The organism is Pseudomonas sp. NFIX28, from assembly GCF_900107395.1.
GTDB lineage: Bacteria > Pseudomonadota > Gammaproteobacteria > Pseudomonadales > Pseudomonadaceae > Aquipseudomonas.
On sequence record NZ_FNPW01000007.1, the window covers coordinates 239963 to 265305 of the forward strand.

The 25343-nt window shown below is 62.0% G+C and carries 20 protein-coding genes; 6 read left to right on the forward strand and 14 right to left on the reverse strand.

Annotated features, from left to right (window positions below):
- Positions 1-351 precede the first annotated feature (351 nt).
- From nirB to cobA, 4 genes are read left to right on the forward strand one after another with little or no spacing between them, the layout of a single operon-like run.
- Complete coding sequence (gene nirB / locus BLV20_RS15975; protein WP_092303020.1) at positions 352-2805, forward strand: nitrite reductase large subunit NirB; 2454 nt, start codon at positions 352-354, stop codon at positions 2803-2805.
- Positions 2802-3119 carry a nitrite reductase small subunit NirD gene (nirD, locus tag BLV20_RS15980; RefSeq protein ID WP_092303022.1) on the forward strand — a complete coding sequence of 106 codons (318 nt, stop codon included), beginning with the start codon at positions 2802-2804 and terminating at the stop codon, positions 3117-3119. The genes nirB and nirD overlap by 4 nt, the downstream gene beginning before the upstream one ends.
- On the forward strand, positions 3119-5836 hold the full coding sequence (locus BLV20_RS15985; RefSeq protein WP_092303024.1) for a nitrate reductase: 2718 nt from the start codon (positions 3119-3121) through the stop codon (positions 5834-5836). Before nirD ends, BLV20_RS15985 begins: the two co-directional genes overlap by 1 nt.
- Positions 5837-5846: 10 nt before the next feature.
- Positions 5847-6608 (forward strand): uroporphyrinogen-III C-methyltransferase, encoded by a 762-nt coding sequence (cobA, locus tag BLV20_RS15990; RefSeq protein ID WP_092303026.1) that lies wholly within the window; start codon positions 5847-5849, stop codon positions 6606-6608.
- 78 nt (positions 6609-6686) lie between these two features.
- On the opposite strand, the gene BLV20_RS15995 is transcribed toward cobA, so the two are convergent.
- The 8 genes from BLV20_RS15995 to ppsA all read right to left on the reverse strand — a co-directional run bounded on the left by BLV20_RS15995 (position 6687) and on the right by ppsA (position 14834).
- On the reverse strand, positions 6687-7673 hold the full coding sequence (locus BLV20_RS15995) for an OmpA family protein (RefSeq protein ID WP_092303028.1): 987 nt from the start codon (positions 7671-7673) through the stop codon (positions 6687-6689).
- A 107-nt stretch (positions 7674-7780) separates the two neighbouring features.
- Positions 7781-8371, reverse strand: a complete 591-nt coding sequence (gene sigX / locus BLV20_RS16000; RefSeq protein ID WP_092303030.1) for an RNA polymerase sigma factor SigX — start codon at positions 8369-8371, stop codon at positions 7781-7783.
- A gap of 88 nt (positions 8372-8459) precedes the next feature.
- A complete protein-coding gene (locus BLV20_RS16005) occupies positions 8460-9284 on the reverse strand; it encodes a mechanosensitive ion channel family protein (protein ID WP_092303032.1) in 825 nt (274 codons plus the stop codon).
- A gap of 2 nt (positions 9285-9286) precedes the next feature.
- The gene (locus BLV20_RS16010) at positions 9287-9532 is read right to left on the reverse strand and encodes a CrfX protein (RefSeq protein ID WP_092303033.1); all 246 of its coding nucleotides are present in this window, start codon (positions 9530-9532) and stop codon (positions 9287-9289) included.
- 63 nt (positions 9533-9595) lie between these two features.
- A complete protein-coding gene (locus tag BLV20_RS16015) occupies positions 9596-10591 on the reverse strand; it encodes a zinc transporter ZntB (protein WP_092303035.1) in 996 nt (331 codons plus the stop codon).
- A 25-nt stretch (positions 10592-10616) separates the two neighbouring features.
- Positions 10617-11108, reverse strand: coding sequence for a ribonuclease E activity regulator RraA (gene rraA / locus BLV20_RS16020; protein ID WP_075118774.1), 492 nt, complete (start codon positions 11106-11108; stop codon positions 10617-10619).
- A 258-nt stretch (positions 11109-11366) separates the two neighbouring features.
- Positions 11367-12356: an alpha/beta fold hydrolase gene (locus BLV20_RS16025; protein WP_092303037.1), complete on the reverse strand. Its 990-nt coding sequence runs from the start codon at positions 12354-12356 to the stop codon at positions 11367-11369.
- Positions 12357-12458: 102 nt separating this feature from the next.
- Complete coding sequence (gene ppsA, locus BLV20_RS16030) at positions 12459-14834, reverse strand: phosphoenolpyruvate synthase (protein ID WP_092303039.1); 2376 nt, start codon at positions 14832-14834, stop codon at positions 12459-12461.
- 173 nt (positions 14835-15007) lie between these two features.
- On the opposite strand from ppsA, the gene BLV20_RS16035 reads away from it, so the two are divergent.
- A complete protein-coding gene (locus BLV20_RS16035) occupies positions 15008-15826 on the forward strand; it encodes a posphoenolpyruvate synthetase regulatory kinase/phosphorylase PpsR (protein WP_092303041.1) in 819 nt (272 codons plus the stop codon).
- Positions 15827-15930: 104 nt separating this feature from the next.
- Here BLV20_RS16035 and prpD read toward each other — a convergent pair whose 3' ends face one another.
- The 6 genes from prpD to BLV20_RS16065 all read right to left on the reverse strand — a co-directional run bounded on the left by prpD (position 15931) and on the right by BLV20_RS16065 (position 24532).
- Positions 15931-17415 (reverse strand): 2-methylcitrate dehydratase, encoded by a 1485-nt coding sequence (prpD, locus tag BLV20_RS16040; protein ID WP_092303043.1) that lies wholly within the window; start codon positions 17413-17415, stop codon positions 15931-15933.
- 122 nt (positions 17416-17537) lie between these two features.
- Positions 17538-18728: a 2-methylaconitate cis-trans isomerase PrpF gene (gene prpF / locus BLV20_RS16045; RefSeq protein WP_092303045.1), complete on the reverse strand. Its 1191-nt coding sequence runs from the start codon at positions 18726-18728 to the stop codon at positions 17538-17540.
- Between the two features lie 61 nt (positions 18729-18789).
- Entirely contained in the window at positions 18790-21399 is a 2610-nt protein-coding gene (gene acnD / locus BLV20_RS16050) for a Fe/S-dependent 2-methylisocitrate dehydratase AcnD (protein ID WP_092303047.1), read from the reverse strand.
- 193 nt (positions 21400-21592) lie between these two features.
- Positions 21593-22720, reverse strand: a complete 1128-nt coding sequence (prpC, locus tag BLV20_RS16055) for a bifunctional 2-methylcitrate synthase/citrate synthase (protein ID WP_092303049.1) — start codon at positions 22718-22720, stop codon at positions 21593-21595.
- Positions 22721-22916: 196 nt separating this feature from the next.
- Positions 22917-23813, reverse strand: coding sequence for a methylisocitrate lyase (gene prpB, locus BLV20_RS16060; protein WP_009042912.1), 897 nt, complete (start codon positions 23811-23813; stop codon positions 22917-22919).
- Complete coding sequence (locus tag BLV20_RS16065) at positions 23810-24532, reverse strand: GntR family transcriptional regulator (RefSeq protein ID WP_092303051.1); 723 nt, start codon at positions 24530-24532, stop codon at positions 23810-23812. Before BLV20_RS16065 ends, prpB begins: the two co-directional genes overlap by 4 nt.
- A 266-nt stretch (positions 24533-24798) precedes the next feature.
- Here BLV20_RS16065 and BLV20_RS16070 point away from each other — a divergent pair, with 266 nt between their 5' ends.
- The gene (locus BLV20_RS16070) at positions 24799-25338 is read left to right on the forward strand and encodes a retropepsin-like aspartic peptidase RloA (protein WP_092303053.1); all 540 of its coding nucleotides are present in this window, start codon (positions 24799-24801) and stop codon (positions 25336-25338) included.
- Positions 25339-25343: the final 5 nt, after the last annotated feature.

The window sequence follows — 25343 nt, forward strand, 5'->3', positions numbered from 1 at the left end:
CCGGCTACGCCGTCGATCGCAGCCTGCGGCAGCGGCTACAGGGATTGCGTAGCGTGCGCCAGAAGTGGGCAAGGCGCTTTGAATCGGTGCAGAAAATCCACCTTACCGGCCCGAGGCAGGTTTCCAGACCCACTGAAACCGCTATCGGTGGAACTTGGCACAACCGCTGCATTAACTCTCCCAACAGCACATACGACCTGGCCTTCAACGACGAAGGATGGGTCTTTCCCGAGAGAACGGGACCGGACAAAGGCGTCCTGCCAGGCAACTGGCGGGACGCCTTTTTTGTTTGCGCAACGTTTATCGAGCCAGGCCCGGCATGACCGACGGCCTGCCTCCGCGGAGAGCGAAATGAACAAACTCAAGCTGGTGATGATCGGCAATGGCATGGCCGGGGTTCGCACCCTGGAAGAACTGCTCAAGCTGAGCAACGAGCTGTACGACATCACGGTCTTCGGCGCGGAACCCCACACCAACTACAACCGCATCCTGCTCTCCCCGGTACTGGCCGGCGAACAGACCTTCGAAGAAATCGTGCTCAACGACCTGGGCTGGTATCTGGACAACGACATCAAGTTGCTGCTCAACCGCAAGGTGGTGCAGATCGACCGGGCCAAGCGCCGGGTGATCGCCGAAGACGGCAGCGAAGCCGAGTACGACCGCCTGCTGATCGCCACCGGCTCGACGCCGTTCATCCTGCCGATTCCCGGCAACGACCTGCAGGGCGTGATCGGCTACCGCGATATCGCCGACACCCAGGCGATGATCGACACCGCCAAGACCCACAAACACGCAGTGGTCATCGGCGGCGGCCTGCTCGGCCTGGAAGCCGCCAATGGCCTGATGCTGCGCGGTATGGACGTGACTGTGGTGCACATCGGCGAATGGCTGCTGGAGCGCCAGCTGGACAAGACCAGCGGCCAACTGCTGCAGACCGCCCTGGAAAACCGTGGCCTGAAATTCCGCCTGAGCGAGCAGACCCAGGCCCTGCACGACGCGGGCAATGGCCGGGTCGGCTCGGTGCAGTTCAAAAATGGCGACATCATCCCCGCCGACCTGGTGGTGATGGCCGCCGGCATCCGCCCCAATACCGAACTCGCGGAGAAAGCCGGCCTGCCCTGCAACCGCGGGATCCTGGTCAACGACACCCTGCAAACCTACGACCCACGCATCTACGCCATCGGTGAATGCGCCAGCCACCGCGGTATCGCCTACGGCCTGGTGGCGCCGTTGTTCGAACAGGCCAAGGTCTGCGCCAACCACCTGGCGCAACTGGGCTTCGCCCGCTACCAGGGTTCGGTGACTTCGACCAAGTTGAAAGTCACTGGTATCGACCTGTTTTCCGCCGGTGACTTCATGGGCGGCGAAGGCACCGAGACCATCACCCTCTCCGACCCCATCGGCGGCGTGTACAAGAAGCTGGTGATCAAGGACGACGTCCTGGTCGGCGCCTGCCTGTACGGCGACACCGCCGACGGCGGCTGGTACTTCCGGCAGATCCGCGAGAACCACGCCATCGGCGAGATCCGCGACCACCTGATGTTCGGCGAGAACGCTTTGGGCGATGTCGGCCACCAAGGCCAGGACAAGGCCATGAGCATGGCCGACAGCGCCGAAGTCTGCGGCTGCAACGGCGTGTGCAAGGGCACCATTGTCAAGGCGATCCAGGAGCACGGCCTGTTCAGCGTCGACGAGGTCAAGAAGCACACCAAGGCCGCCAGCTCCTGCGGTTCCTGCGCCGGCCTGGTGGAGCAGATCCTGATCAACACCGTGGGCGGCGCGGCCGACGTCAAGCCAAAAAGCGAGAAAGCCATCTGCGGCTGCAGCGACCTCAACCACGGGCAGATCCGCCGAGCGATCCGCGAGCAGCACCTGCTGACCATCGCCGGCACCATGAGCTACCTGAACTGGCGCACGCCCAACGGCTGCGCCACCTGCCGCCCGGCGCTGAATTACTACCTGATTTCCACCTGGCCGGGCGAAGCCAGGGACGATCCGCAATCGCGGCTGATCAACGAACGGGCCCACGCCAATATCCAAAAAGACGGCACCTATTCGGTGGTGCCGCGGATGTGGGGTGGCGTCACCACTCCATCCGAACTGCGGCGCATCGCCGACGTGGCGGACAAGTACCAGGTGCCGATGGTCAAGGTCACCGGTGGCCAGCGCATCGACCTATTGGGCATCAAGAAGCAGGATTTGCCCGGGGTCTGGAAGGACCTGGACATGCCCTCCGGCCATGCCTACGGCAAGTCCATCCGCACCGTGAAAACCTGCGTCGGCAGCGAGTTCTGCCGCTTCGGCACGCAGAACTCCACGCAACTGGGCATCGAGCTGGAGCATGACCTGTTCAACATGTGGTCGCCGCACAAGGTCAAGCTCGCGGTCTCCGGCTGCCCGCGCAACTGCGCCGAGGCCGGGATCAAGGATGTCGGCATCATCGGCGTCGATTCGGGCTGGGAGATGTACATCGGCGGCAACGGCGGGATCAAGACCGAGGTCGCGGAGTTCTTCGTCAAGCTGAAAACCGCTGACGAGGTACGCGAATACAACGGTGCCTTCCTGCAGCTGTACCGCGAAGAAGCCTTCTACCTGGAGCGCACCGTGCACTACCTGCAACGGGTCGGCATGGCGCACATCAAGCAGGCCATCATCGAAGACCCGCAGCGACGCAAGGCCCTCAACGAGCGCCTGCAATTCTCCCTGTCCTTCGAACAGGACCCGTGGAAGGAGCGCCTGGAACAGCCGCTGCTGAAAAAAGAGTTCGAGCCGATCCGCGTCAAGCCTCTGGAGGTGCTGCCATGAACTGGCTGGATATCTGCGCCCTGGACGAGATCAACGCCCTGGGCTCGCGCATCGTCAACGGCCCCAAGGGCGATATCGCGATCTTTCGCACCGGCGACGACGAAGTCTTCGCCCTCGACGACCGCTGCCCGCACAAAGGCGGGCCGCTGTCCCAGGGGCTGATCTATGGCAAGAAGGTCGCCTGCCCGCTGCACAACTGGCAGATCGACCTGGAATCCGGCGAGGCGCAGGCGCCGGATGTCGGGTGCGCCCATCACCACCTGGCACGGGTGGAAAACGGCCGCGTGCTGCTGGCCTTGCGGGATGCCGGATGATGAACCGCCAGACGACCGCCTCGACCTGCTGTTATTGCGGCGTTGGCTGTGGCGTGCTGATCGAGCACGACGGCGAACGCATCCTCGGCGTCAGTGGCGACCCGAGCCACCCGGCCAACCACGGAAAATTGTGCAGCAAGGGCTCCACCCTGCACCTGACCGGCGACCTCGCTGCCCGCGCCCTGTACCCGGAGTTGCGCCTGGGCAAGGCCCTGGCGCGCAGCCGCACCGACTGGGACACCGCGCTGGAACACGCGGCCAATGTGTTTGCCGACACCATCGCCGAGCACGGCCCGGACAGCGTGGCGTTCTATATCTCCGGGCAATTGCTTACCGAGGATTACTACGCCTTCAACAAGCTGGCCCGGGCCCTGGTGGGCACCAACAACATCGATAGCAATTCGCGGCTGTGCATGTCCTCGGCGGTGGTCGGCTACAAACGCAGCCTGGGCGCCGATGCGCCGCCCTGCAGCTACGAAGATATCGAGCTGAGCGACTGCGTGATGATCGTCGGCAGCAACATGGCCTACGCCCATCCGGTGCTGTTCCGCCGCCTGGAGCAGGCCAAGCGCCTGCGGCCGCAAATGAAAGTGATCGTCATCGACCCGCGGCGCACCGACACCTGCGACCTGGCCGACCTGCACCTGGCGATCCTGCCTGGCACCGATGTCGCGCTGTTCCACGGCATCCTGCACTTGCTGCTGTGGCAGGACTGGATCGATCGCGACTTCATCGACGCGCACACCGAAGGCCTGGCCGAGCTGAAGAACCTGGTCCATGACTACACCCCGCACATGGTCGCGCAGCTGTGCGGCATCAGCGTCGAGCAATTGCGCCAGTGCGCCGAATGGGTCGGCACCTCGCCGAGCTTCCTGTCGCTGTGGTGCATGGGGCTGAACCAGTCCAGTGCCGGCAGCGCGAAAAACAGCGCGCTGATCAACCTGCACCTGGCCACCGGGCAGATCGGCCGCCCCGGAGCCGGCCCCTTTTCCCTCACCGGCCAGCCGAATGCCATGGGCGGACGGGAAACCGGCAGCCTCTCGAACCTGTTGCCGGGGCACCGGGACGCCGCCAACCCCGAACATCGGGCCGAAGTCGCGGCCTACTGGGGCGTCGAGCAACTGCCAGCCAGCCCCGGCCTGACCGCGATCGAGCTGTTCGAACAACTGCGCGACGGCAAGATCAAGGCGCTGTGGATCGCCTGCACCAACCCGGCGCAATCGTTGCCCGACCAGAACGCAGTGCGCGAAGCCCTGCTGACCTGCCCGTTCGTGGTCCTGCAGGAAGCCTTTCGCACCACCGAGACCGCAGCCTTTGCCGACCTGCTGCTGCCCGCCGCCAGCTGGGGCGAAAAAGAAGGCAGCGTGACCAACTCGGAACGGCGTATCTCCCACGTGCGCCGCGCCGTGGCCGCGCCGGGCGAAGCGCGCGCGGACTGGGCCATCACCCTGGACTTCGCCCGGCGCCTGGAACGCCGCCTGCGCCCGCAACGACCGAGCCTGTTCGCCCTTCACACGCCGGCCCAGGTGTTCGATGAATACAAGCTGCTGACCCGCGGCCGGGACCTGGACCTTTCCGGCATCAGCCACGCGCTGCTCGACCGGATCGGCCCGCAGCAATGGCCCTTCCCCGCTGGCGCCGAACAAGGGACGGCGCGGCTGTACGGCGACGGCCGCTTCCCGACCGCCAGTGGGCGGGCGCACTTCATCAGCGACCCGTATCGCGCGGCCAAGGAACAGCGGGACGCACGTTTCCCACTGACCCTGATTACCGGCCGCCTGCGCGACCAGTGGCACGGCATGAGCCGCACCGGCACCGCGGCCCAGCTGTTCGGCCATGTCAGCGAAGCCGTCCTCAGCCTGCACCCGGACGAACTGCGCCGGCAGAACCTGCAAGCGGGTGACCTGGTGTCGCTGAAAAGCCGTCGCGGCAGCGTGATCGTGGCGGTGGCGGACGACGACAGCGTGCGCCCGGGCCAGGCTTTCCTGCCGATGCATTGGGGCGATCGCTTTCTCAAGGGCGGCGTCAATGCCGTGACCCAGCCGGCATTCGACCCGTTGTCCAAGCAACCGGAACTCAAGCACAGCGGCGTACGCCTGGAGCCGGTCCAGCTGCCGTGGCAATTGTTCGCCCTGATCGAAGGCGACGTGCAGCGGCATTTCGAAGCCCTGCGCCCGCTCTGCGAGAGCTTTGCCTACGTCAGCCTGAGCCTGGCTGGCCGCGAGCGCCCGGCCCTGTTGCTGCGCGTGGCCAACGCCGAGGCGCCGGCACCGCAACTGCTCAAGGACATCGACCAATTGCTGGGGCTCAACGAGGGGCCGGTATTGGCCTATGACGACCCGCGACGCTCCATCGGCAAGCGGGTGCGCATCGAACAGGGGCGGATCACCGCCATTCGCCTGGCCGGTGAAACCCTGGCCCGGCATTGGCTGCAGAACCTGTGGCTGGAAGGCAAGGCCGACGCACAGCTGCGCCGCTGGCTGCTGGCGCCGATGAGCGCACCGCCGGGGGCGGCCGGGCTGATCGCCTCCAGCGGCAAGATCCTGTGCAACTGCAAGAACGTCAGCCAGAACACGGTCTGCGCCGGGATCTCCCGCGGCCTGGACCTCGACGGCCTGAAACAGGAACTGGGCTGCGGCACTCAATGCGGTTCCTGCGTCCCCGAAATCAAACGTCTGCTGGCCAGTACGGCACAGCCAGTCGCAATCCCCCTGTGAGGAAACAAACATGAGCGCAAAAGTCTGGCTGGTGGGTGCGGGCCCTGGCGATCCTGAACTGCTGACCCTCAAGGCCGTGCGGGCCCTGGGCAGCGCCGATGTAGTGCTGATCGATGATCTGGTGAACCCGGCGGTGCTGGTGCATTGCCCCGGGGCGCGGGTCGTTGCGGTGGGCAAGCGCGGCGGCTGCCGCTCGACCCCCCAGGCATTCATTCATCGGCTAATGCTGCGCTATGCCCGACATGGCAAGTGCGTGGTACGCCTCAAGGGCGGCGATCCGTGTATCTTCGGCCGTGGCGGCGAAGAGGCGCAGTGGCTGCAGGAACGGGGAATCGAAGTGGAACTGGTGAACGGCATCACCGCCGGCCTGGCGGGGGCGACCCAATGCGGCATCCCGCTGACCCTGCGCGGTGTCGCCCGTGGCGTCACCCTATTGACTGCCCACACCCAGGACGACAGTAGCCTCAACTGGCAGGCCCTGGCGCAAAGCGGTACGACCTTGGTGATTTATATGGGGGTGGCCAAACTCGGCGAGATACGCGAACAACTGATCGCGGGCGGCCTGGCGCCGCATACGCCGGTGGCCATGATTGAAAACGCATCCCTGCCCGAACAACGCCTGTGCCGGAGCGAACTGCACGCGATGCAGGACGATGCGCAGGCCTTCCAGCTGAAAAGCCCGGCCATCCTGGTCGTCGGCGAGGTGGCTGCTGCAGGCGCGCAGCTGCCGGTCCTTTCCGAAGCGGCCCTGGCGGCAGCCTTGTCGGCCTGATTCCAGGTGCTTTTCATCAAATCGCGGACAAAGAAAAACCCGGCCTAGGCCGGGTTTCTCAAAGCTGCAAGCTACAGATTACTGAGCTTGTTGAGCTTGTGCTTCAACCTGCGCTTCTACGCGACGGTTTACAGCGCGGCCAGCGTCAGTTGCGTTGTCAGCAACTGGGCGGGACTCACCGTAACCAACGGATTGAACGCGGCTCGACTCAACACCGTACTGGCTGGTCAGAACTTGCTTAACGGCGTTTGCACGACGCTCAGACAGTTTCTGGTTGTAAGCGTCAGGACCGACGGAGTCAGTGTGACCTTCAACAACGGTGGTGGTTTGTGGGTACTGCTTCATGAAGTCAGCGAGGTTCTTGATGTCAGCGTAGCTGTTAGGCTTAACGACCGACTTGTCGAAGTCGAACTTCACGTCCAGCTCAACACGAACAACTTCAGCAACCGGAGCTTCTGGTTCTGGAGTTGGCTCTGGAACTGGAGCAGGAGCTGGAGCAACCTTGCCAGCGTTGCCGCCGAAGTTCACACCCAGACCAACCAGAGCGGAGTAGTCCCACTTGCCGTTGTCCATTGCGTAGTCGGCTTCAACGCCGGCACGAGCGAACAGGTTGTCGGTGAAGTAGTACTTAACACCGGTACCGATGATAGCCAGGGTCGAACGATCGCGACCGCTGTGGCCGTCAGCCAGGACGTTGGTACGGCTCTGGTGACCGAAACCACCGGAAACGTATGGACGCAGGGAGTCCACGCCAGCTTGACCGAAGTGGTAGGTAGCCAGCAGGCTGCCGGTGTCACCCTTGATCTTCTGGTTGCCAGTACCGTCGTTGGAACGGGTGTGGTGGGTTTGGTCGTAGTTCAGGTCCAACGACAGGTCATCGGTCAGGAAGTAGCCGATGCGAGCGCCTGGGTTGTAACCGTCTTCGATGTGCTTAACGCTGTCGTTGTACTGTTTTTTGTAAAACAGTTCACCCTCGACCGCGCCTTGGCCTTGCGCCAGAACGCCGAACGAAGTCACGGCAACAATAGAACCAATGGCAATGCCCAAGGTGTTTTTCAGTTTCATCCGTTAAATCCCCATCTGGTGATTGTAAAGCAGTCCCACATACCGGGGGACAACTCGGCGGTAAGTCTATCAGAACTTACCTAGACGTAAGAGATATTTGCGCCGAACTAAGTTTCAGCAATGCCTGCAAATTTCTCACGCAATTTATCAAGCGCACGCTTGTACCGCATTTTCGTAGCACTCAAACCCATGTGCATGATATCTGCGATCTCCTGAAACTCCAGTTCTGCGACGAATCGTAGCACCAGAATTTCCCGATCGATCGGGTTTACATGCACCAACCAGCGGTCAAGTCCGCCCTTTTCCTCAGGTTTCGGCGCCTTTTCTTCAGACGCTTCCTCGAGGGGATCAAGACTTAACGCATCCATCAATCGACGCTTCCGTCGTTCCTTTCTGTACTGCGTGATGCATTCGTTGTACGTGATGCTATAAAGCCATGTCTTGAACTTCGACTTCCCTTCAAAGTTCTTCAGGCCATACAGCACCTTCAACATCACCTCCTGACAGACATCGTCAGCATCACGATCGTTCCCTAAATAACGTGCACAAACGTTGAAGAGGGTTCGCTGATAGCGTCGCATCAACTCTTCATACGCACGCGTTACGTGAAACAGCTCCGTGTGCGAGCGCGCAACCAACTCCTCGTCAGAGAGCTCACGGGGGTCATAGCGCGTGGATAGCGGTTGGGCTTTATTCAAAACGAGTCGGGCCGACAGTCAGGTCAATGTCCACCGCAGCCCAGACAAGGGCATTTTGCGGCGGCATACATTAGCAGGGTTTGCCAGGTTAGCGGCTACTTACATGCTGCTCCAGCAAGATCCGATTGGAGAGAGAAACCAACTCGCCCTCATCGGTCAGCAGTGTAGTCTTAACCGTGCCGATCTCTTCGATCTGCCCTTCGACCTCGCCAATTCGCACTTGTTGCCCAACCTGATACAACTCACGCACATAGATTCCCGCAAGAATCTGGCCGGCAATATCCCGACTTCCCAACCCCATGGCCAAGGCAACAGCCAGACCAACGGTAATCAAAACAATCACGATCACATGGTTGAGCAGGTCGGTTTTGACCTCCAACTGACTGATCGCAACGGAAATACTGATGATGATCACCAATCCCTGGGCAATTCGTCCCAGGCCACTGGCGTAATCCAGGCCAACCCCTTCAGCGGCGCCACGCACCAGCCCATTGGCCAGTTGCGCCAGCAATACCCCTACTAACAGCACCAGCGCGGCCCCGAAAACCTTCGGTAAATACAGCGCCAGCATGTCGAGCGTAGCCGAAACCCGCTCCAGGCCAAGGGATTCTGCAGCAGAAACCAGAAAAATCAATAATACGAACCAATACACGATTTTACCGATCAGGGTAGAAATCGGCACTTGCAAACCCGCACGGGACAACAGCTTGGTCAAACCGGTACCGCCCATCAGGCGATCCAGGCCCAGCTTGGCGAGCAGTTTCGAAAGCAGGGTATCGAGCAGCTTGGCAACCACGAAGCCCAACAGCAGCACGACCAGCGCGCCGAAGAGGTTGGGAATGAAGTTCGCTACTTTGGTCCACAACGCAGTCATCGCAGTGACGAGGCTCTGAGTCCAGAGATCAAGTTCCATATTCAATCAGCCTTATCAGCAGTGCGAGCAGTAGGTTTAAGACGGGAAACCGGCGAGATATGGGCCGATCCGTTATTCAGAGCAATCATCAGCGCCGGCAACCAGCGGCCGAGCAGGCTGAACAGATCGCCCGCCCCCACCTGCCGGTTGGCGGTTTTCAGCACGCGGCCCAGGCACGCATCGTCGTCCCGGGTGGACGGTGTGGCCTTGAGCATGTCACGCAACGACTGTTCAAACGGATCGTGCATACGCACCTCTCGATATGTCTGTGAAAGACGCGATCAAAATTCCTTGGGTCACATAGTTCATGATCAGACCCAGCGCAAACGTCGGAACAACCACCACTGCCCGAGCGCCACCAGCGCCATCAGCAGGCAGGCCACCAGGAAACCGTAGGGGCTGTCGGAAAGCGGGATTCCTCCCACGTTGATCCCCAGCAAGCCGGCCAGAAAACTCATCGGCAAAAAGATTCCGGTGATGATGCCGAAGCGAAACATGATGCGGTTCATGCGCACGCTCAAGCGTCGGTCTTCGGCCTCCAGCACAAGCCCCACGCGCTCTCGGGTCAATTCGAGTTCTTCCAGGTAACGGGTCAGGCTGTTGTTCAATTCGTTCCAGTAATCGCCATCGTCATCGGCGAACCAAGGCAGCTTGATACGACTGAGTTGGCCAAAGATGTCCCGCTGCGGAGCGAGGAAGCGTTTGAGCCCGGCAGCCCGCCGACGAATCTGCAGGATGTTGCTGTGCTCGGGTGTATACCGTTCGTCGGCATCCAGCTTTTCTTCCTCGGCATCGACCACTTCCGACAGGTCGCTGACCAGGTCCTGCACTTTGTGGGTCAGGTATTCGGCCATATAAAGGATGAGTTCAGAAGCCGTTTTCGGCCCCTTGCCTTCGCCCAGTTGCACCAACAGCTCATCGGTAGCGCGCAATGGCCGCAGGCGCAGGGAAATCACGCGCTGGGCCGAACCGAAGATGCGTACCGAAACCATATCTTCCGGCTCGGCGCCGGGATTGAGGTTTATACCGCGCAAAAACAGCAGGAACTCGGAATCCGGCAGCGCCAACAGGCGCGGCCGGGTGTTTTCTTCGAGCAGGAGGTCGCAGCTGAATTCACTCAGGGCGCTGGATTTGCGCAACCAGGTCTGGGTTTGCGGATGACTGCGATCCCAATGCAGCCAGAGGCTCTCATGGGGCTGCAACTGCAGGTCGTCCAGTTCAGTTCGGGCAATCGCACGCGCACCACCTTTACCGTCCAGCACCAGGGCATGTACCAGCCCCCATTGCGCGTTGTCTTCCTCGAACATCCTCATCCCTTGCTTGGTCGACTGCTTATTCGGGCATTTTCAGCGGGCTTGGCGAAACGATTACGCCATTGTTGTCGGCATAGACATATTCGCCCGGACGGAATGTCACCCCGGCAAAAGTCACCGCCACGTTGAGATCGCCAATGCCGCGCTTGTCGGTTTTCATCGGGTGGCTGGCCAGCGCCTGAACGCCCAGGTCGGTTTGCGCGATGACATCGACATCACGGATGCAGCCGTAGATCACCAGCCCTTCCCAACCGTTCTTCGCCGCCTTCTCGGCCAGCATGTCGCCCAGCAGCGCACGGCGCAGGGAGCCGCCACCGTCGACCACCAGCACCTTGCCGTGGCCCTTGAGCTCGACTTGTTCCTTGACCAGCGAGTTGTCTTCGAAGCACTTGATGGTCACGATTTCGCCGCCGAAAGAGTCACGGCCACCGAAATTACTGAACATCGGTTCAACCACCTGTACCAGTTCCGGATAGGCATCGCACAGGTCGGGAGTAAGGTAATGATTCATCGAGAAACTCCTGTATGGAAGAAACACGTCGCGGTGTCGGAATTCGCAGGGTTCATGCTGAGTGATACGAGTGCAGGCAGCGAATGTTTAACGCTTCATCGATCACTACTCAAACCACCACCATACGCCAATTTCAGCAGGCTCAGCGACACGAACAGAATGCCAGCCTGACGACTGAATATGACCAGAACCGCTCAATTCGTCATATCTTAGCCGCAAGCGAAGCGGAACGAAATGCTCTTGTCAGAGCCTCCGCAGTCAACTCGCGGCTGCCAACTCGGCTTCCGCTGTCAGTAGCGGCGTCTGCTGATCCTTCAACCAGCGTGCCACCAAAGGCCAGACTTCAGCCTGCGCCGCTTTGCTCACAAGCATCTCGACGTGGCCGAAATTGCCACTGAAGCCTTGCTCGCGTCCCAGGCAGACAAACTGTTTATGCTCGGAACTCAACTGGTCAAACAGTTTGCGGCAGGCCCAGGTCGGATCCTGATGATCCCCGGCCGCGCTCACCGCCAACACTGGCACCGAAACGTCCGACAAACCGGCCCACCAATCCTTCTGTCCATCGCCAAAACGCCCGAACAGCCCATACCAGCGCATGCCTTCCAGGGCCAGGCCAATGGGCTCGTCCTCGGGACCACGCTTGAGCCGCGAGCCGGACAACTGGGAAAAACGCTTGAGGATGAAACGACCGCTCCACTCCACCGCCGGGATTTTCAACGGCCAATACGTGCGGCTGACCTGGCAGCCGAACAGGGCCGCCGACGCCACTACCAGCTCATCCAAGTACTGGCCGCCCAAGGCCGCCGCCAGGGTAATACCCCCCAGGGAATGACCGATCCAGTGCGGAACCTGGCCGCTTTGCTCGCGCACAAAAGCGCCGATGGCTGGCAAATCGTATTGCGCGTAGTCCGCCACGCGATTCTTGCGATACTCGGCATTGCGTCGCGACAGCCCGTGGCCGCGCATTTCGGGGATCCATACATCGAAGCCCATGCGCGCCAGATACGCGCCCAGGCCGATGCCCTTGGGCGAATACCAGAAGCGCCGATTGGAAAAGCTGCCGTGCAGCAGGATTACCGGAACGCCACGGGACTCAGGCTCGTCCGCCATGCCCAGACGGGTAACGGCCAGCTCCACCGTGGCATCCGGACTGTTGCCGGGCTTCAGGCGGTAGACGTCTTCACTCAAATCGCCTCGACGTTCAGCACTGATCAAGGCGACGGGAAATAGATTGCTGCTGCTTTGCATAATGCTCTTGCACAAAAAAGGGCGGCATCCAGATGGAGCCCGCCCTACTTGAATCTTAAAGCGCCGGCCCGCGCGAAAACTGGCCGACGCTTCATTCATCGATCAGACCTCGCCCTGGCCTTCGGCCAGGAAGAACCAGGTTTCCAGTACGGAATCCGGGTTCAGCGAAACGCTTTCGATGCCCTGCTCCATCAGCCACTTGGCCAGGTCCGGGTGGTCGGACGGGCCCTGGCCGCAAATACCGATGTATTTGCCGGCCTTGTTGCAAGCGGCGATGGCGTTGGCCAGCAGCTTCTTGACCGCCGGATTACGCTCGTCGAACAAGTGCGCGATGATGCCCGAATCGCGGTCCAGGCCCAGGGTCAGCTGGGTCAGGTCGTTGGAGCCGATGGAGAAACCGTCGAAGAACTCGAGGAACTCTTCGGCCAGGATCGCGTTGGAAGGCAGCTCGCACATCATGATCACGCGCAAGCCGTTTTCACCGCGCTTGAGGCCGTTTTCGGCCAGCAGGTCGACCACTTGGCTGGCTTCACCCAGGGTACGGACGAACGGCACCATGATCTCGACGTTGGTCAGGCCCATGTCGTTGCGCACGCGCTTGAGGGCGCGGCATTCGAGCTCGAAGCAGTCGCGGAAGGATTCGCTGATGTAACGCGAAGCGCCGCGGAAGCCCAGCATCGGGTTTTCTTCTTCCGGCTCGTAGAGCTTGCCGCCGATCAGGTTGGCGTATTCGTTGGACTTGAAGTCCGACAGGCGCACGATGACCTTTTTCGGCCAGAACGCCGCGGCCAGGGTGCTGATGCCTTCAACCAGCTTGTCGACATAGAAGCCGACCGGCTCGTGGTAACCGGCAATGCGCTTGTCGACGCTTTCCTTGATGTCATGCGGCAGGCCGGCGTAGTTCAGCAGCGCCTTGGGGTGCACGCCGATCATGCGGTTGATGATGAATTCCAGGCGAGCCAAGCCGACGCCGGCGTTCGGCAGTTGAGCGAAATCGAAGGCGCGGTCCGGGTTGCCGACGTTCATCATGATCTTGAACGGCAATTCCGGCATGGCATCGACGGAGTTTTTCTTCACGTCGAAGCCCAGTTCGCCTTCAAAGATGAAACCGGTGTCGCCTTCGGCGCAGGACACGGTCACGCCCTGGCCGTCTTTCAACAGTTCAGTGGCATTGCCGCAACCGACAACGGCCGGGATACCCAGCTCGCGCGCGATGATCGCGGCGTGGCAGGTACGCCCGCCACGGTTGGTGACGATGGCGCTGGCGCGCTTCATTACCGGTTCCCAGTCCGGGTCGGTCATGTCCGATACCAGTACGTCGCCGGCCTGGACCTTGTCCATCTCCGACACGTCCTTGATGATCCGCACCTTGCCGGCGCCGATGCGCTGGCCGATGGCGCGACCTTCCACCAGCACGGTGCCGGTTTCCTTCAGCAGGTAACGTTCCATGACGTTGGCCTGGGTGCGGCTCTTCACGGTTTCCGGACGGGCCTGGACGATGTACAGCTTGCCGTCGTCACCGTCCTTGGCCCATTCGATGTCCATCGGGCACTTGTAGTGCTTCTCGATGATCATCGCCTGCTTGGCCAGTTCGCTGACTTCGGCATCGGTCAGGCAGAAGCGCGCGCGATCGGCCTTGTCGACGTCGACGGTCTTGACCGAGCGACCGGCCTTGGCTTCGTCGCCGTAGATCATCTTGATCGCCTTGCTGCCCAGGTTGCGGCGCAGGATGGCTGGGCGACCGGCTTGCAGGGTGCCCTTGTGGACGTAGAACTCGTCCGGGTTCACCGCACCCTGGACGACAGTTTCACCCAGGCCGTAGGCGCCGGTGATGAATACCACGTCACGAAAGCCCGACTCGGTGTCGAGGGTGAACATCACGCCGGCGGTGCCGGTTTCCGAACGCACCATGCGCTGCACGCCGGCAGACAGGGCGACCAGCTTGTGGTCGAAGCCCTGGTGCACGCGATAGGAAATGGCGCGGTCGTTGAACAGCGAAGCGAAGACTTCCTTGGCCGCGCGAATGACGTTCTCGACGCCACGGATATTGAGGAAGGTTTCCTGCTGGCCGGCGAAGGAAGCGTCCGGCAGGTCTTCGGCGGTGGCCGAGGAGCGCACAGCCACGGCCATGTCAGGGTTGCCCGCGGACAGCTTGGCGAACGCGGTACGGATTTCGCTATTCAGTTGCTCCGGGAACTCGGCTTCCATGATCCATTGGCGGATCTGGGCGCCGGTCTTGGCCAGGGCATTCACGTCATCGACGTCCAGGGCGTCGAGCGCGGCGTGGATCTGGTCGTTCAGACCGCTCAACTCGAGAAAATCACGATAGGCCTGAGCCGTCGTGGCAAAGCCTCCAGGTACCGATACCCCGGCACCTGCGAGGTTACTGATCATCTCGCCCAGGGATGCGTTCTTGCCCCCCACATGCTCTACATCATGGACGCCGAGCTTATCGAGGGAAACTACGTACTCTACCAAGGTGATCTCTCCACTAACTGTGTTGGAAAAGCTCAGAAGCCGGCTGCTCGGGGAGCGCTTGCCGGCTGTATGGCCTGGACCTGGAAAATAAGTGAGAATGCCGGCCATTGGAGGCCGGCAAATCGCGCCTATCATATCCAAGATTCGTCACTAGCTTAAGGCCCAAGGTGCAAATGAAACGATCTGCTTTCTTTATCTCCGACGGTACCGGCATTACCGCTGAAACCCTCGGCCAGAGCCTCCTGGCGCAGTTCGAAAACATTACCTTCAGCAAAATCACGCGACCGTATATCGACAGCGTAGATAAAGCGCGGGCCATGGTACAACAAATCAACATCGCCGCCGAAAAGGACGGATTTCGCCCGATCATCTTCGACACCATCGTCAATCAGGACATTCGTGAGATCCTCGCAACGTCCAATGGTTTCATGATCGACATCTTCTCGACCTTCCTCGCGCCCCTGGAACTGGAGTTGAGCGAACACTCGTCGTATTCGGTCGGCAAGTCTCATTCCATCGGCGGCAACTCCAACTATATGGAACGGATCGAGGCGGTGAACTTTGCCCTCGACAACGACGACGGCGCCCGCACCCATTACTACGACAAGGCCGACCTGATCCTGGTCGGCGTGTCGCGCTGCGGCAAAACCCCGACCTGCCTGTACATGGCCATGCAATTCGGGATCCGCGCCGCCAACTACCCGCTGACCGAAGACGACATGGAGCGCCTGCAGTTGCCGACGGCCCTGCGCGCCCATCATCACAAGCTGTTCGGCCTGACCATCGACCCCGACCGGCTCACCGCCATCCGCAACGAGCGCAAGCCCAACAGCCGCTATTCGAGCTACGCCCAGTGCGAGTTCGAAGTGCGCGAAGTGGAAAACCTGTTCCGCCGCGAGAACATTCCGCACATCAATTCCACGCATTTCTCGGTGGAAGAAATTTCGGCGAAGATCCTCGTGGAAAAAGGCGTCGAACGACGCTTCAAGTAGATTTTCGAGCGCCCCACCGCTATCGCAAGCAGGCTCGCTACCTGGGGGATGCAGCATCCCCGGCAGCAGCCTGCTCACGGACCAAGCCGCGGTCCGCCCTCCCCTCAGCTCACCAGCAGGTCGACGAACCGATGCACCGGCGTGGCTTCCAACCGTGCCTGGTCCTTGCACAGGGCAAAGATCTGCACCGAACGCTGGGCGGTGAAACGAGTGGCCAGGTTGGCCTTGAACTTGTCTTCCAGCAGCGCAATGCCTTCGGCGCGGCGCCGGCGATGGCCGATCGGATACTCCACCGCCACCTGCCCGGTGCTCGAGCCGTCCTTGAAAAACACCTCTAGCGCGTTGGCGATGGAGCGCTTGTCGGCCTCCAGGTATTCGCGGCTGTAGCGCGGCTCCTCGACTATCTGCATCTTCGCGCGCAACTGATCGATGATCGGGTGGGCGGCATGGAAGCCATCTTCATAGTGCTCGGCCACCAGGTTGCCGAACACCAGCGGCACGGCGGTCATGTATTGCAGACAATGGTCGCGGTCGGCGGCATTGGCCAGCGGGCCGACCTTGGAGATGATGCGGATCGCCGATTCGTGGGTGGTGATGACGATTTTATCGATCTCATGCAGGCGATTGCGCACCAGCGGGTGCAGGGTCACTGCCGCTTCACAGGCGGTCTGCGCATGGAACTCGGCCGGGAAGCTGATCTTGAACAGCACGTTTTCCATCACATAGCTGCCGTATTTCTGCGACAGGCTAAAGCGCCGCTGCTCTTCGGGCTTGAGCGCCAGGTCCTTGTTGGTGTGGCTGAACAATACATCGTAGAAACCCCACTGCGGCGCGCTCAGCACTCCCGGGATGCCCATCTCGCCGCGCAAGGCGATATCCGCCAGGCGCACGCCACGGCTGGTGGCATCCCCCGCCGCCCAGGATTTGCGCGAACCGGCGTTCGGCGCATGCCGGTAGGTGCGCAGCGCCTGGCCATCGACAAAGGCATGGGACAGCGCCGACAGCATCTGTTCGCGGCTGGCGCCCATCAGCCTGGCGCTGACCGCGGTCGAGGCGACTTTCACCAGCAGGACATGGTCGAGGCCGACCCGGTTGAAGGAATTCTCCAGGGCCATTACCCCCTGGATCTCATGGGCCATGATCATGGCTTCGAGTACCGCGCGCATGGTCAGCGGTGCCTCGCCATTGGCCAAGCGTTTTTGCGAAAGATGGTCAGCCACCGCGAGGATGGCGCCGAGGTTGTCGGAAGGATGGCCCCACTCGGCGGCGAGCCAGGTGTCGTTGTAATCCAGCCAACGGACGATGCAGCCGATATCCCAGGCCGCCTTGACCGGGTCGAGCCGATAGGACGTGCCCGGCACCCGTGCGCCGAACGGCACCATCGTGCCCTCCACGATAGGCCCCAGGTGCTTGGTGCACTCGGGAAAACGCAGGGCCAGCAGGCCGCAACCAAGGGTGTCCATCAGGCAGTTGCGCGCTGTGTCCAGGGCGGCCTGGGACTCGATCCGATAATCGAGGACGTAGTCGGCGATGTCCTGCAGGACCTGGTCGTAATCGGGGCGTTCGTTCAGATCAACGTTGGCGCTCATGGGCAGTTCACTCCATCAAGGGTTTGGTTGCATCCTCAAGGTCAGGCTGATCGGGTTATATCTGTTTATTTTATCCGCCCGCAGGAGCGCCAGCGGCGACTCCTGCGGTTAACGGTTCGTCCTTAGAAAGCGTCGCCGGGCACACGCACCCAGCCTTCCATCAAGACCCGCGCGCTACGACTCATGATGGCCTTGGTCACGCTCCATTCGCCGTTGTCCTGCACGGCTTCGGCGCCGACGCGCAAGGTTCCCGACGGGTGGCCGAAACGTACCGCGCTGCGCTCGCCGCCACCGGCCGCCAGGTTGACCAGGGTCCCGGGGATCGCCGCCGCCGTGCCGATGGCCACCGCGGCGGTACCCATCATCGCGTGGTGCAGCTTGCCCATGGACAGCGCGCGCACCAGCAGATCGACATCGCCGGCCTTCACCGTCTTGCCGCTGGAAGCCTGGTAATCCGCGGGCGGTGCGACAAAGGCGACCTTGGGCGTGTGCTGGCGCTTGGCGGCTTCATCCAGATCCTGGATCAGCCCCATGCGCAGCGCGCCGTGGGCGCGAATGGTCTCGAACATCGCCAGCGCCTTGGGGTCGCCATTGATATCGGCCTGCAGCTCGGTGCCGGTGTAGCCGATGTCACGGGCATTGATGAAGATGGTCGGGATCCCGGCATTGATCAGGGTGGCCTTGAAAGTCCCGACACCCGGCACTTCCAGGTCGTCCACCAGGTTGCCGGTGGGGAACATCGAACCGCCGCCGCCCTCTTCCTCGGCCGCCGGGTCCATGAACTCCAGCTGCACTTCGGCTGCTGGAAAGGTCACGCCATCCAGCTCGAAATCGCCGGTTTCCTGCACCGCACCGTTGGTCATCGGCACATGGGCGATGATGGTCTTGCCGATGTTGGCCTGCCAGATGCGCACCACGGCCACGCCGTTCTGCGGAAGGCGCGCGGCCTCCACCAGGCCGCTGCTGATGGCGAAGGAACCGACCGCAGCCGACAGGTTGCCGCAGTTGCCGCTCCAGTCGACGAAGGGTTTGTCGATCGATACCTGGCCAAACAGGTAATCCACATCGTGATCGGGCTTGATGCTTTTCGACAGGATCACCGTCTTGCTGGTGCTGGACGTGGCGCCGCCCATGCCGTCGATCTGCTTGTCGTACGGGTCCGGGCTGCCGATCACCCGCAACAGCAAGGCATCGCGGGCCGCTCCCGGCAACTGCGCCGCCTCGGGCAGGTCTTGCAGGCTGAAGAACACGCCCTTGCTGGTACCGCCACGCATGTAGGTGGCGGGAATCTTGATTTGCGCTACGAATGCCATGAATTTCCGATCCTGATAAAGACCGGGGGCGGCGCCTTGCGGCCCGCCCCCGGTACGTCACTTAACTGGCGACAGCCGATTCGAGGAAGTCCTGGGCAAACCGCTGCAACACGCCACCCGCTTCGTAGATCGACACCTCTTCGGCGGTGTCGAGCCGGCAGGTCACCGGTACCTCGACCCGTTCGCCATTCTTGCGCTGGATCACCAGGGTCAGCGTGGCACGCGGCTTGCGCTCGCCCACCACGTCGAAGGTTTCGGTGCCGTCGATGCCCAGGGTCTTGCGGTCGGTGCCAGGCTTGAACTCCAGCGGCAACACGCCCATGCCCACCAGGTTGGTGCGGTGGATGCGCTCGAAGCCTTCGGCGGCGATGGCCTCCACCCCCGCCAGGCGCACGCCCTTGGCCGCCCAGTCGCGGGACGAACCCTGGCCGTAGTCGGCGCCAGCGATAATGATCAGCGGCTGCTTGCGCTGCATGTAGGTTTCGATGGCTTCCCACATCCGCGTGACCTGGCCTTCCGGCTCGATCCGCGCCAGCGAACCCTGCTTGACCTTGCCGCCTTCCTGGACCATTTCATTGAACAGTTTCGGGTTGGCGAAGGTCGCGCGCTGCGCGGTCAAGTGATCGCCGCGGTGGGTCGCGTAAGAGTTGAAGTCCTCTTCCGGCAGACCCATTTTCGCCAGGTACTCGCCCGCCGCGCTGTCGAGCATGATGGCATTGGACGGCGACAGGTGATCGGTGGTGATGTTGTCCGGCAGCACCGCCAGCGGGCGCATGCCGGTGAGGCTGCGGGCCCCGGCCAGGGCGCCTTCCCAATACGGCGGACGACGAATGTAGGTGCTCATTTCGCGCCAGTCGTACAGCGGCTCGACCTTGGGCCCAGTGTCTTCGTGCACGGCGAACATCGGGATGTACACCTTGCGGAACTGCTCGGGCTTCACCGACGCCTTGACCACCGCGTCGATCTCCTCGTCGCTTGGCCAGATGTCCTTGAGGCGGATTTCCTTGCCGTTGGCGTCCAGGCCCAGCACGTCCTTCTCGATGTCGAAGCGGATGGTCCCGGCAATCGCATAGGCCACCACCAGCGGCGGCGATGCGAGGAACGCCTGCTTGGCGTAAGGGTGGATGCGCCCGTCGAAGTTGCGGTTGCCCGAAAGCACCGCCGTGGCATACAGGTCACGGTCGATGATCTCTTTCTGGATCACCGGGTCCAGCGCACCGGACATGCCGTTGCAGGTGGTGCAGGCGAAGGCCACGACGCCGAAACCCAGTTGTTCGAGTTCGTCGGTCAGGCCCGCTTCGTCCAGGTACATGGCCACGGTCTTGGAGCCCGGTGCCAGCGACGACTTGACCCAGGGTTTGCGGGTCAGGCCGAGCTTGTTGGCATTGCGCGCCAGCAAGCCGGCGGCGATCACGTTGCGCGGGTTGCTGGTGTTGGTGCAGCTGGTGATGGCCGCGATGATCACCGCGCCATCGGGCATCTGCCCCGGTACTTCTTCCCATTGGCCGGCGATGCCCTTGGCCGCCAGGTCGCTGGTCGCCACCCGGGCGTGCGGGTTGCTCGGCCCCGCCATGTTGCGCACTACCGAAGAAAGGTCGAACTGCAAGCCACGCTCGTACTGCGCGCTCTTCAAGCTGTCGGCCCACAGGCCGACCTGCTTGGCGTAAGTCTCGACCAGTTGCACTTGCTGGTCTTCACGACCGGTGAGCTTGAGGTAGTCGATGGTTTGCTGGTCGATGTAGAACATCGCCGCGGTGGCGCCATATTCCGGGGCCATGTTGGAGATGGTCGCGCGGTCGCCCAGGGTCAGCGCCGCGGCGCCTTCGCCGAAGAACTCGAGGTAGGCGCCCACCACCTTCTGCTTGCGCAGGAACTCGGTCAGCGCCAGCACCATGTCGGTGGCGGTGATGCCCGGTTGCAGCTTGCCGGTCAGCTCGACGCCGACGATTTCCGGCAGGCGCATCCAGGACGCGCGGCCGAGCATCACGCTTTCGGCTTCCAGGCCGCCGACGCCGATGGCGATCACGCCCAGGGCATCCACGTGCGGGGTGTGGCTGTCGGTGCCGACGCAGGTGTCGGGGAACGCCACGCGCTTGCCGTTTTCATCCGGGCGCACCTGGATCACCGGGGACATTTTCTCCAGGTTGATCTGGTGCATGATGCCGTTGCCCGGCGGGATCACGTCGACGTTCTTAAAGGCCTTCTTGGTCCAGTTGATGAAGTGGAAACGGTCTTCGTTGCGCCGGTCTTCCACGGCGCGGTTCTTGGCGAAGGCATCCGGATCGAAGCCGCCGCACTCCACCGCCAGCGAGTGGTCGACGATCAATTGGGTCGGCACCACCGGGTTGACCTGGGCAGGGTCGCCGCCCTGGTCGGCGATGGCGTCGCGCAGGCCGGCCAGGTCCACCAGGGCGGTCTGGCCGAGAATGTCGTGGCACACCACGCGGGCCGGAAACCATGGAAAGTCGAGGTCGCGCTTGCGCTCGATCAGTTGCTTCAGGGAATCGGTCAGGGTCGCCGGATCGCAGCGCCGTACCAGGTTTTCCGCGAGCACGCGCGAGGTGTACGGCAGGGTGTCGTAGGCGCCCGCCTGGATGGCATCGACCGCCTCACGGACGTCGTAATAATCCAGCTGAGTACCGGGTAACGGTTTACGAAATTGAATGTTCATCGTCAGGACTCGATCACGGTGATTGCAAAAGGTGGGGCTGACACTGGCACTGCACCGCCCTCTGTAGGAGCGAAGCTTGCTCGCGATAGCGCTGTAACGGTCGACATCGATGGTGAATGTCAGTCCGTCTTCGCGGGCAAGCCTCGCTCCTACAGGGCTCCGGGTTTAGCCAGGGCGTTCAAGCAGCCACCATTCAGCGACGTTCGATTGGCACGAACTTGCGCTGCTCGACGCCGACGTATTCGGCGCTTGGACGAATGATGCGGTTGTTGGCGCGCTGCTCGAACACGTGGGCCGCCCAGCCGGTCAGGCGCGAGCAGACGAAGATCGGGGTGAACAGCTTGGTCGGGATGCCCATGAAGTGGTACGCCGAGGCATGGTAGAAATCGGCGTTGGGGAACAGTTTCTTCTGCTCCCACATGGTCTTGTCGATGGCTTCGGAAACCGGGAACAGCACCTTGTCGCCTACTTCTTCAGCAAGCTTTTTCGACCAGCCCTTGATCACCTCGTTACGCGGGTCGTTGTCTTTATAGATCGCATGGCCGAAGCCCATGATCTTGTCCTTGCGCTCGAGCATGGCCAGGGTGCCCTTGATTGCCTCTTCCGGCGAAGCAAAGCGCTCGATCATCTCCATCGCCGCCTCGTTGGCGCCGCCGTGCAGCGGGCCGCGCAGCGAACCGATGGCCGCGGTCACGCAGGAATACAGGTCCGACAGGGTCGAGGCACAGACGCGAGCGGTAAAGGTCGAGGCATTGAACTCATGCTCGGCGTAGAGGATCAGCGATACGTTCATGACCTTCAGGTGCAGCGCGCTCGGCTTCTTGCCATGCAACAGGTGCAGGAAGTGGCTACCGATGCACGGTTCGTCGGTCACGCAATCGATGCGCTTACCGTCGTGGCTGAAGCGATACCAGTAGCACATGATCGCCGGGAACGCGGCCAGCAGACGGTCGGTTTTGTCGCGCTGCTCGGAGAAGTCCTGTTCCGGCTCGATATTGCCGAGGAACGAGCAGCCGGTGCGCATCACATCCATCGGATGGGCGTCGGCCGGAATGCGTTCCAGCACTTCCTTGAGCGCCTGCGGCAGGTCGCGCAGCTTGCTCAGCTTGTGGGTGTAGGCGTCCAGTTGCGCCTGGGTCGGCAGCTCGCCGTACAGCAGCAGGTAGGCCACTTCCTCGAACTGCGCGTCAGCCGCCAATTCGCGGACGTCGTAACCCCGGTAGGTCAGCCCGGCACCGGCCTGGCCCACGGTCGACAAGGCAGTCTGTCCGGCCACCTGGCCACGCAGGCCAGCGCCACTCAATACTTTTGCTTCGGCCATTGCTCTCTCCAATCTTGAATTTGTTAGGGAATCGGCAAATCGTCAAAACCAATACTGCTTTATGTAGCCACTGCCGCAGGCTGCGACAGGACCGAAGGTCCTCCTGCATCGAAAGGAGCGCCGCGGCCGTGCCGGCCGATCGCAGCCTTCGGCAGCGGCTACAGGTTTTGCATCAGTAGTCGAGCCGTGCTCGGCATCAACCCTTCTTCTGCGCGAACAGCGCATCGAGCTTCTGCTCGAAGGTGTGGTAGTCGATGCGGTCGTACAGCTCCATGCGGGTCTGCATGGTGTCGATCACGTTCTGCTGGGTACCGTCGCGACGGATCGCGGTGTAGACGTTTTCCGCCGCCTTGTTCATGGCGCGGAACGCCGACAGCGGGTAGAGCACCAGGGAAACATCCACGGATTTCAGTTGTTCGGTGGTGTACAGCGGCGTGGCGCCGAACTCGGTGATGTTGGCCAGGATCGGCGCTTTGACCCGGCTGGCGAAGATCTTGTACATCTCAAGCTCCGTGATGGCTTCCGGGAACACCATGTCGGCGCCGGCTTCGATGCAGGCGGCGGCGCGGTCCAGGGCCGACTCCAGCCCCTCCACCGCCAGGGCGTCGGTACGCGCCATGATCACGAAGCTGTCGTCGGTACGCGCATCCACCGCGGCCTTGATGCGGTCGACCATTTCCTGCTGGGAGACGATCTCCTTGTTCGGACGGTGGCCGCAGCGCTTGGCGCCGACCTGGTCCTCGATGTGAATCGCCGCCGCGCCGAACTTGATCATCGACTTGACGGTGCGCGCCACGTTGAACGCCGACGAACCGAAACCGGTGTCCACATCCACCAGGAGCGGCAAGTCGCAGACATCGGTAATGCGCCGCACGTCGGTCAGCACGTCATCCAGCCCGGTAATGCCCAGGTCCGGCACGCCGAGGGAGCCTGCCGCCACCCCGCCACCGGAAAGGTAGATCGCCTTGAACCCGGCGCGCTTGGCCAGCAGCGCATGGTTGGCATTGATGGCGCCGACCACCTGCAACGGTCGTTCGCTGGCGACCGCATCGCGAAAGCGCTGGCCTGGAGTGCTCTTGTTATTGGAACTCATGACTCACCTCGTGGAGTGGCTGTCTGCTGGGTGCCGTTCTGGTAATGACGGGCGATGTTGCGTTTGGAAGCGCCGATATGGCGGCGCATCAACAACTCGGCCAATTCGCCGTCGCGATCGGCAATGGCATCGAGAATCCGGTGGTGCTCGGCGAACGCCTGGTGTGGGCGGTTGGGCGTGGCGGAAAACTGGATGCGGTACATGCGCACCAGTTGATACAGCTCGCCGCAGAGCATCTGCGTGAGGGTCCGGTTGCCCGCGCCCTGGATGATCCGGTAGTGGAAGTCGAAATCACCTTCCTGCTGGTAATAGCCGACCCCGGCCTGGAAAGCCGCATCGCGCTCGTGGGTATCGAGGACCCGGCGCAGCTCGTCGATTTCCTCGGCCGTCATGCGCTCGGCGGCCAGGCGACAGGCCATGCCTTCCAGGGACTCGCGGATTTCATAGAGTTCGATCAGCTCGGCGTGGCTCAGGGACACCACCCGCGCCCCGACGTGAGGCACCCGCACCAGCAGGCGCTGGCCTTCCAGGCGGTGGATCGCCTCGCGCAGCGGGCCGCGGCTGATGCCGTAGGTGCGCGCCAGCTCCGGCTCGGAAATCTTGCTGCCCGGGGCGATCTCGCCCTTGACGATGGCCGCCTGGATGCGCCGGAAGACGTTTTCGGACAAGGTTTCCGAATCGTCCTGCGTTACGGCCGGGGGATCGAGCTGATCCAGCATATTGTCGACACCTTAAAAATCAATGCGACAAAAACTAGCCAATACCAAGCCTTCAGTCAAAGGAAAAATAGATATTGTCGACAATCGTCTAATAACCCCTTTGCACCAAACCGGCACAAAAGCCCGCCCCGCCGCTGGCGCCATAAAACCAGCATGCTAGAATGCCGCCCGCATTTGCCTGTCATAAATAAGGCAGCACACGAGGGAGCTTGCGCAGCAATGCCAGTCGCCTTGAACTGAAGAACCCACGCAACGCACCAGGATCTATGAGACTCAAGGCCTTCTCCATACTGCTCTGCCTGCTCGGCCTACCGGGGCTGAGTGCCGCCGCCGGCAAGACCGTCTACGGCCTGAACGAATACGCCAGGTTGTCCGGGATCGACCTGGAAGTCGCCGCCAAGCTCGATACCGGCGCCAAGACCGCCTCCCTCAGCGCCCGCGATATCAAGCGCTTCAAGCGCAATGGCGAGTCCTGGGTACGTTTTTACCTGGCCATCGACGCCGCCCATTCCCACCCCATCGAACGTCCGCTGGCCCGCGTCAGCAAGATCAAGCGCCGCGCCGGCGATTACGACCCCGAAGAGGACAACAAGAAATACACCGCACGCCCGGTCATCGAGCTGGATATCTGCATGGGCGGAGCCCTGCGCAGCATAGAAGTGAACTTGACCGACCGCAGCGCATTCCAATACCCGCTCCTGATCGGCTCCGAAGCGCTCAAGCGCTTCGATGCACTGGTCGACCCCAGTCTTAAATACGCTGCTGGCAAACCTGCCTGCGCCATCGACGCTCATACCGCAGAGTAATTCCA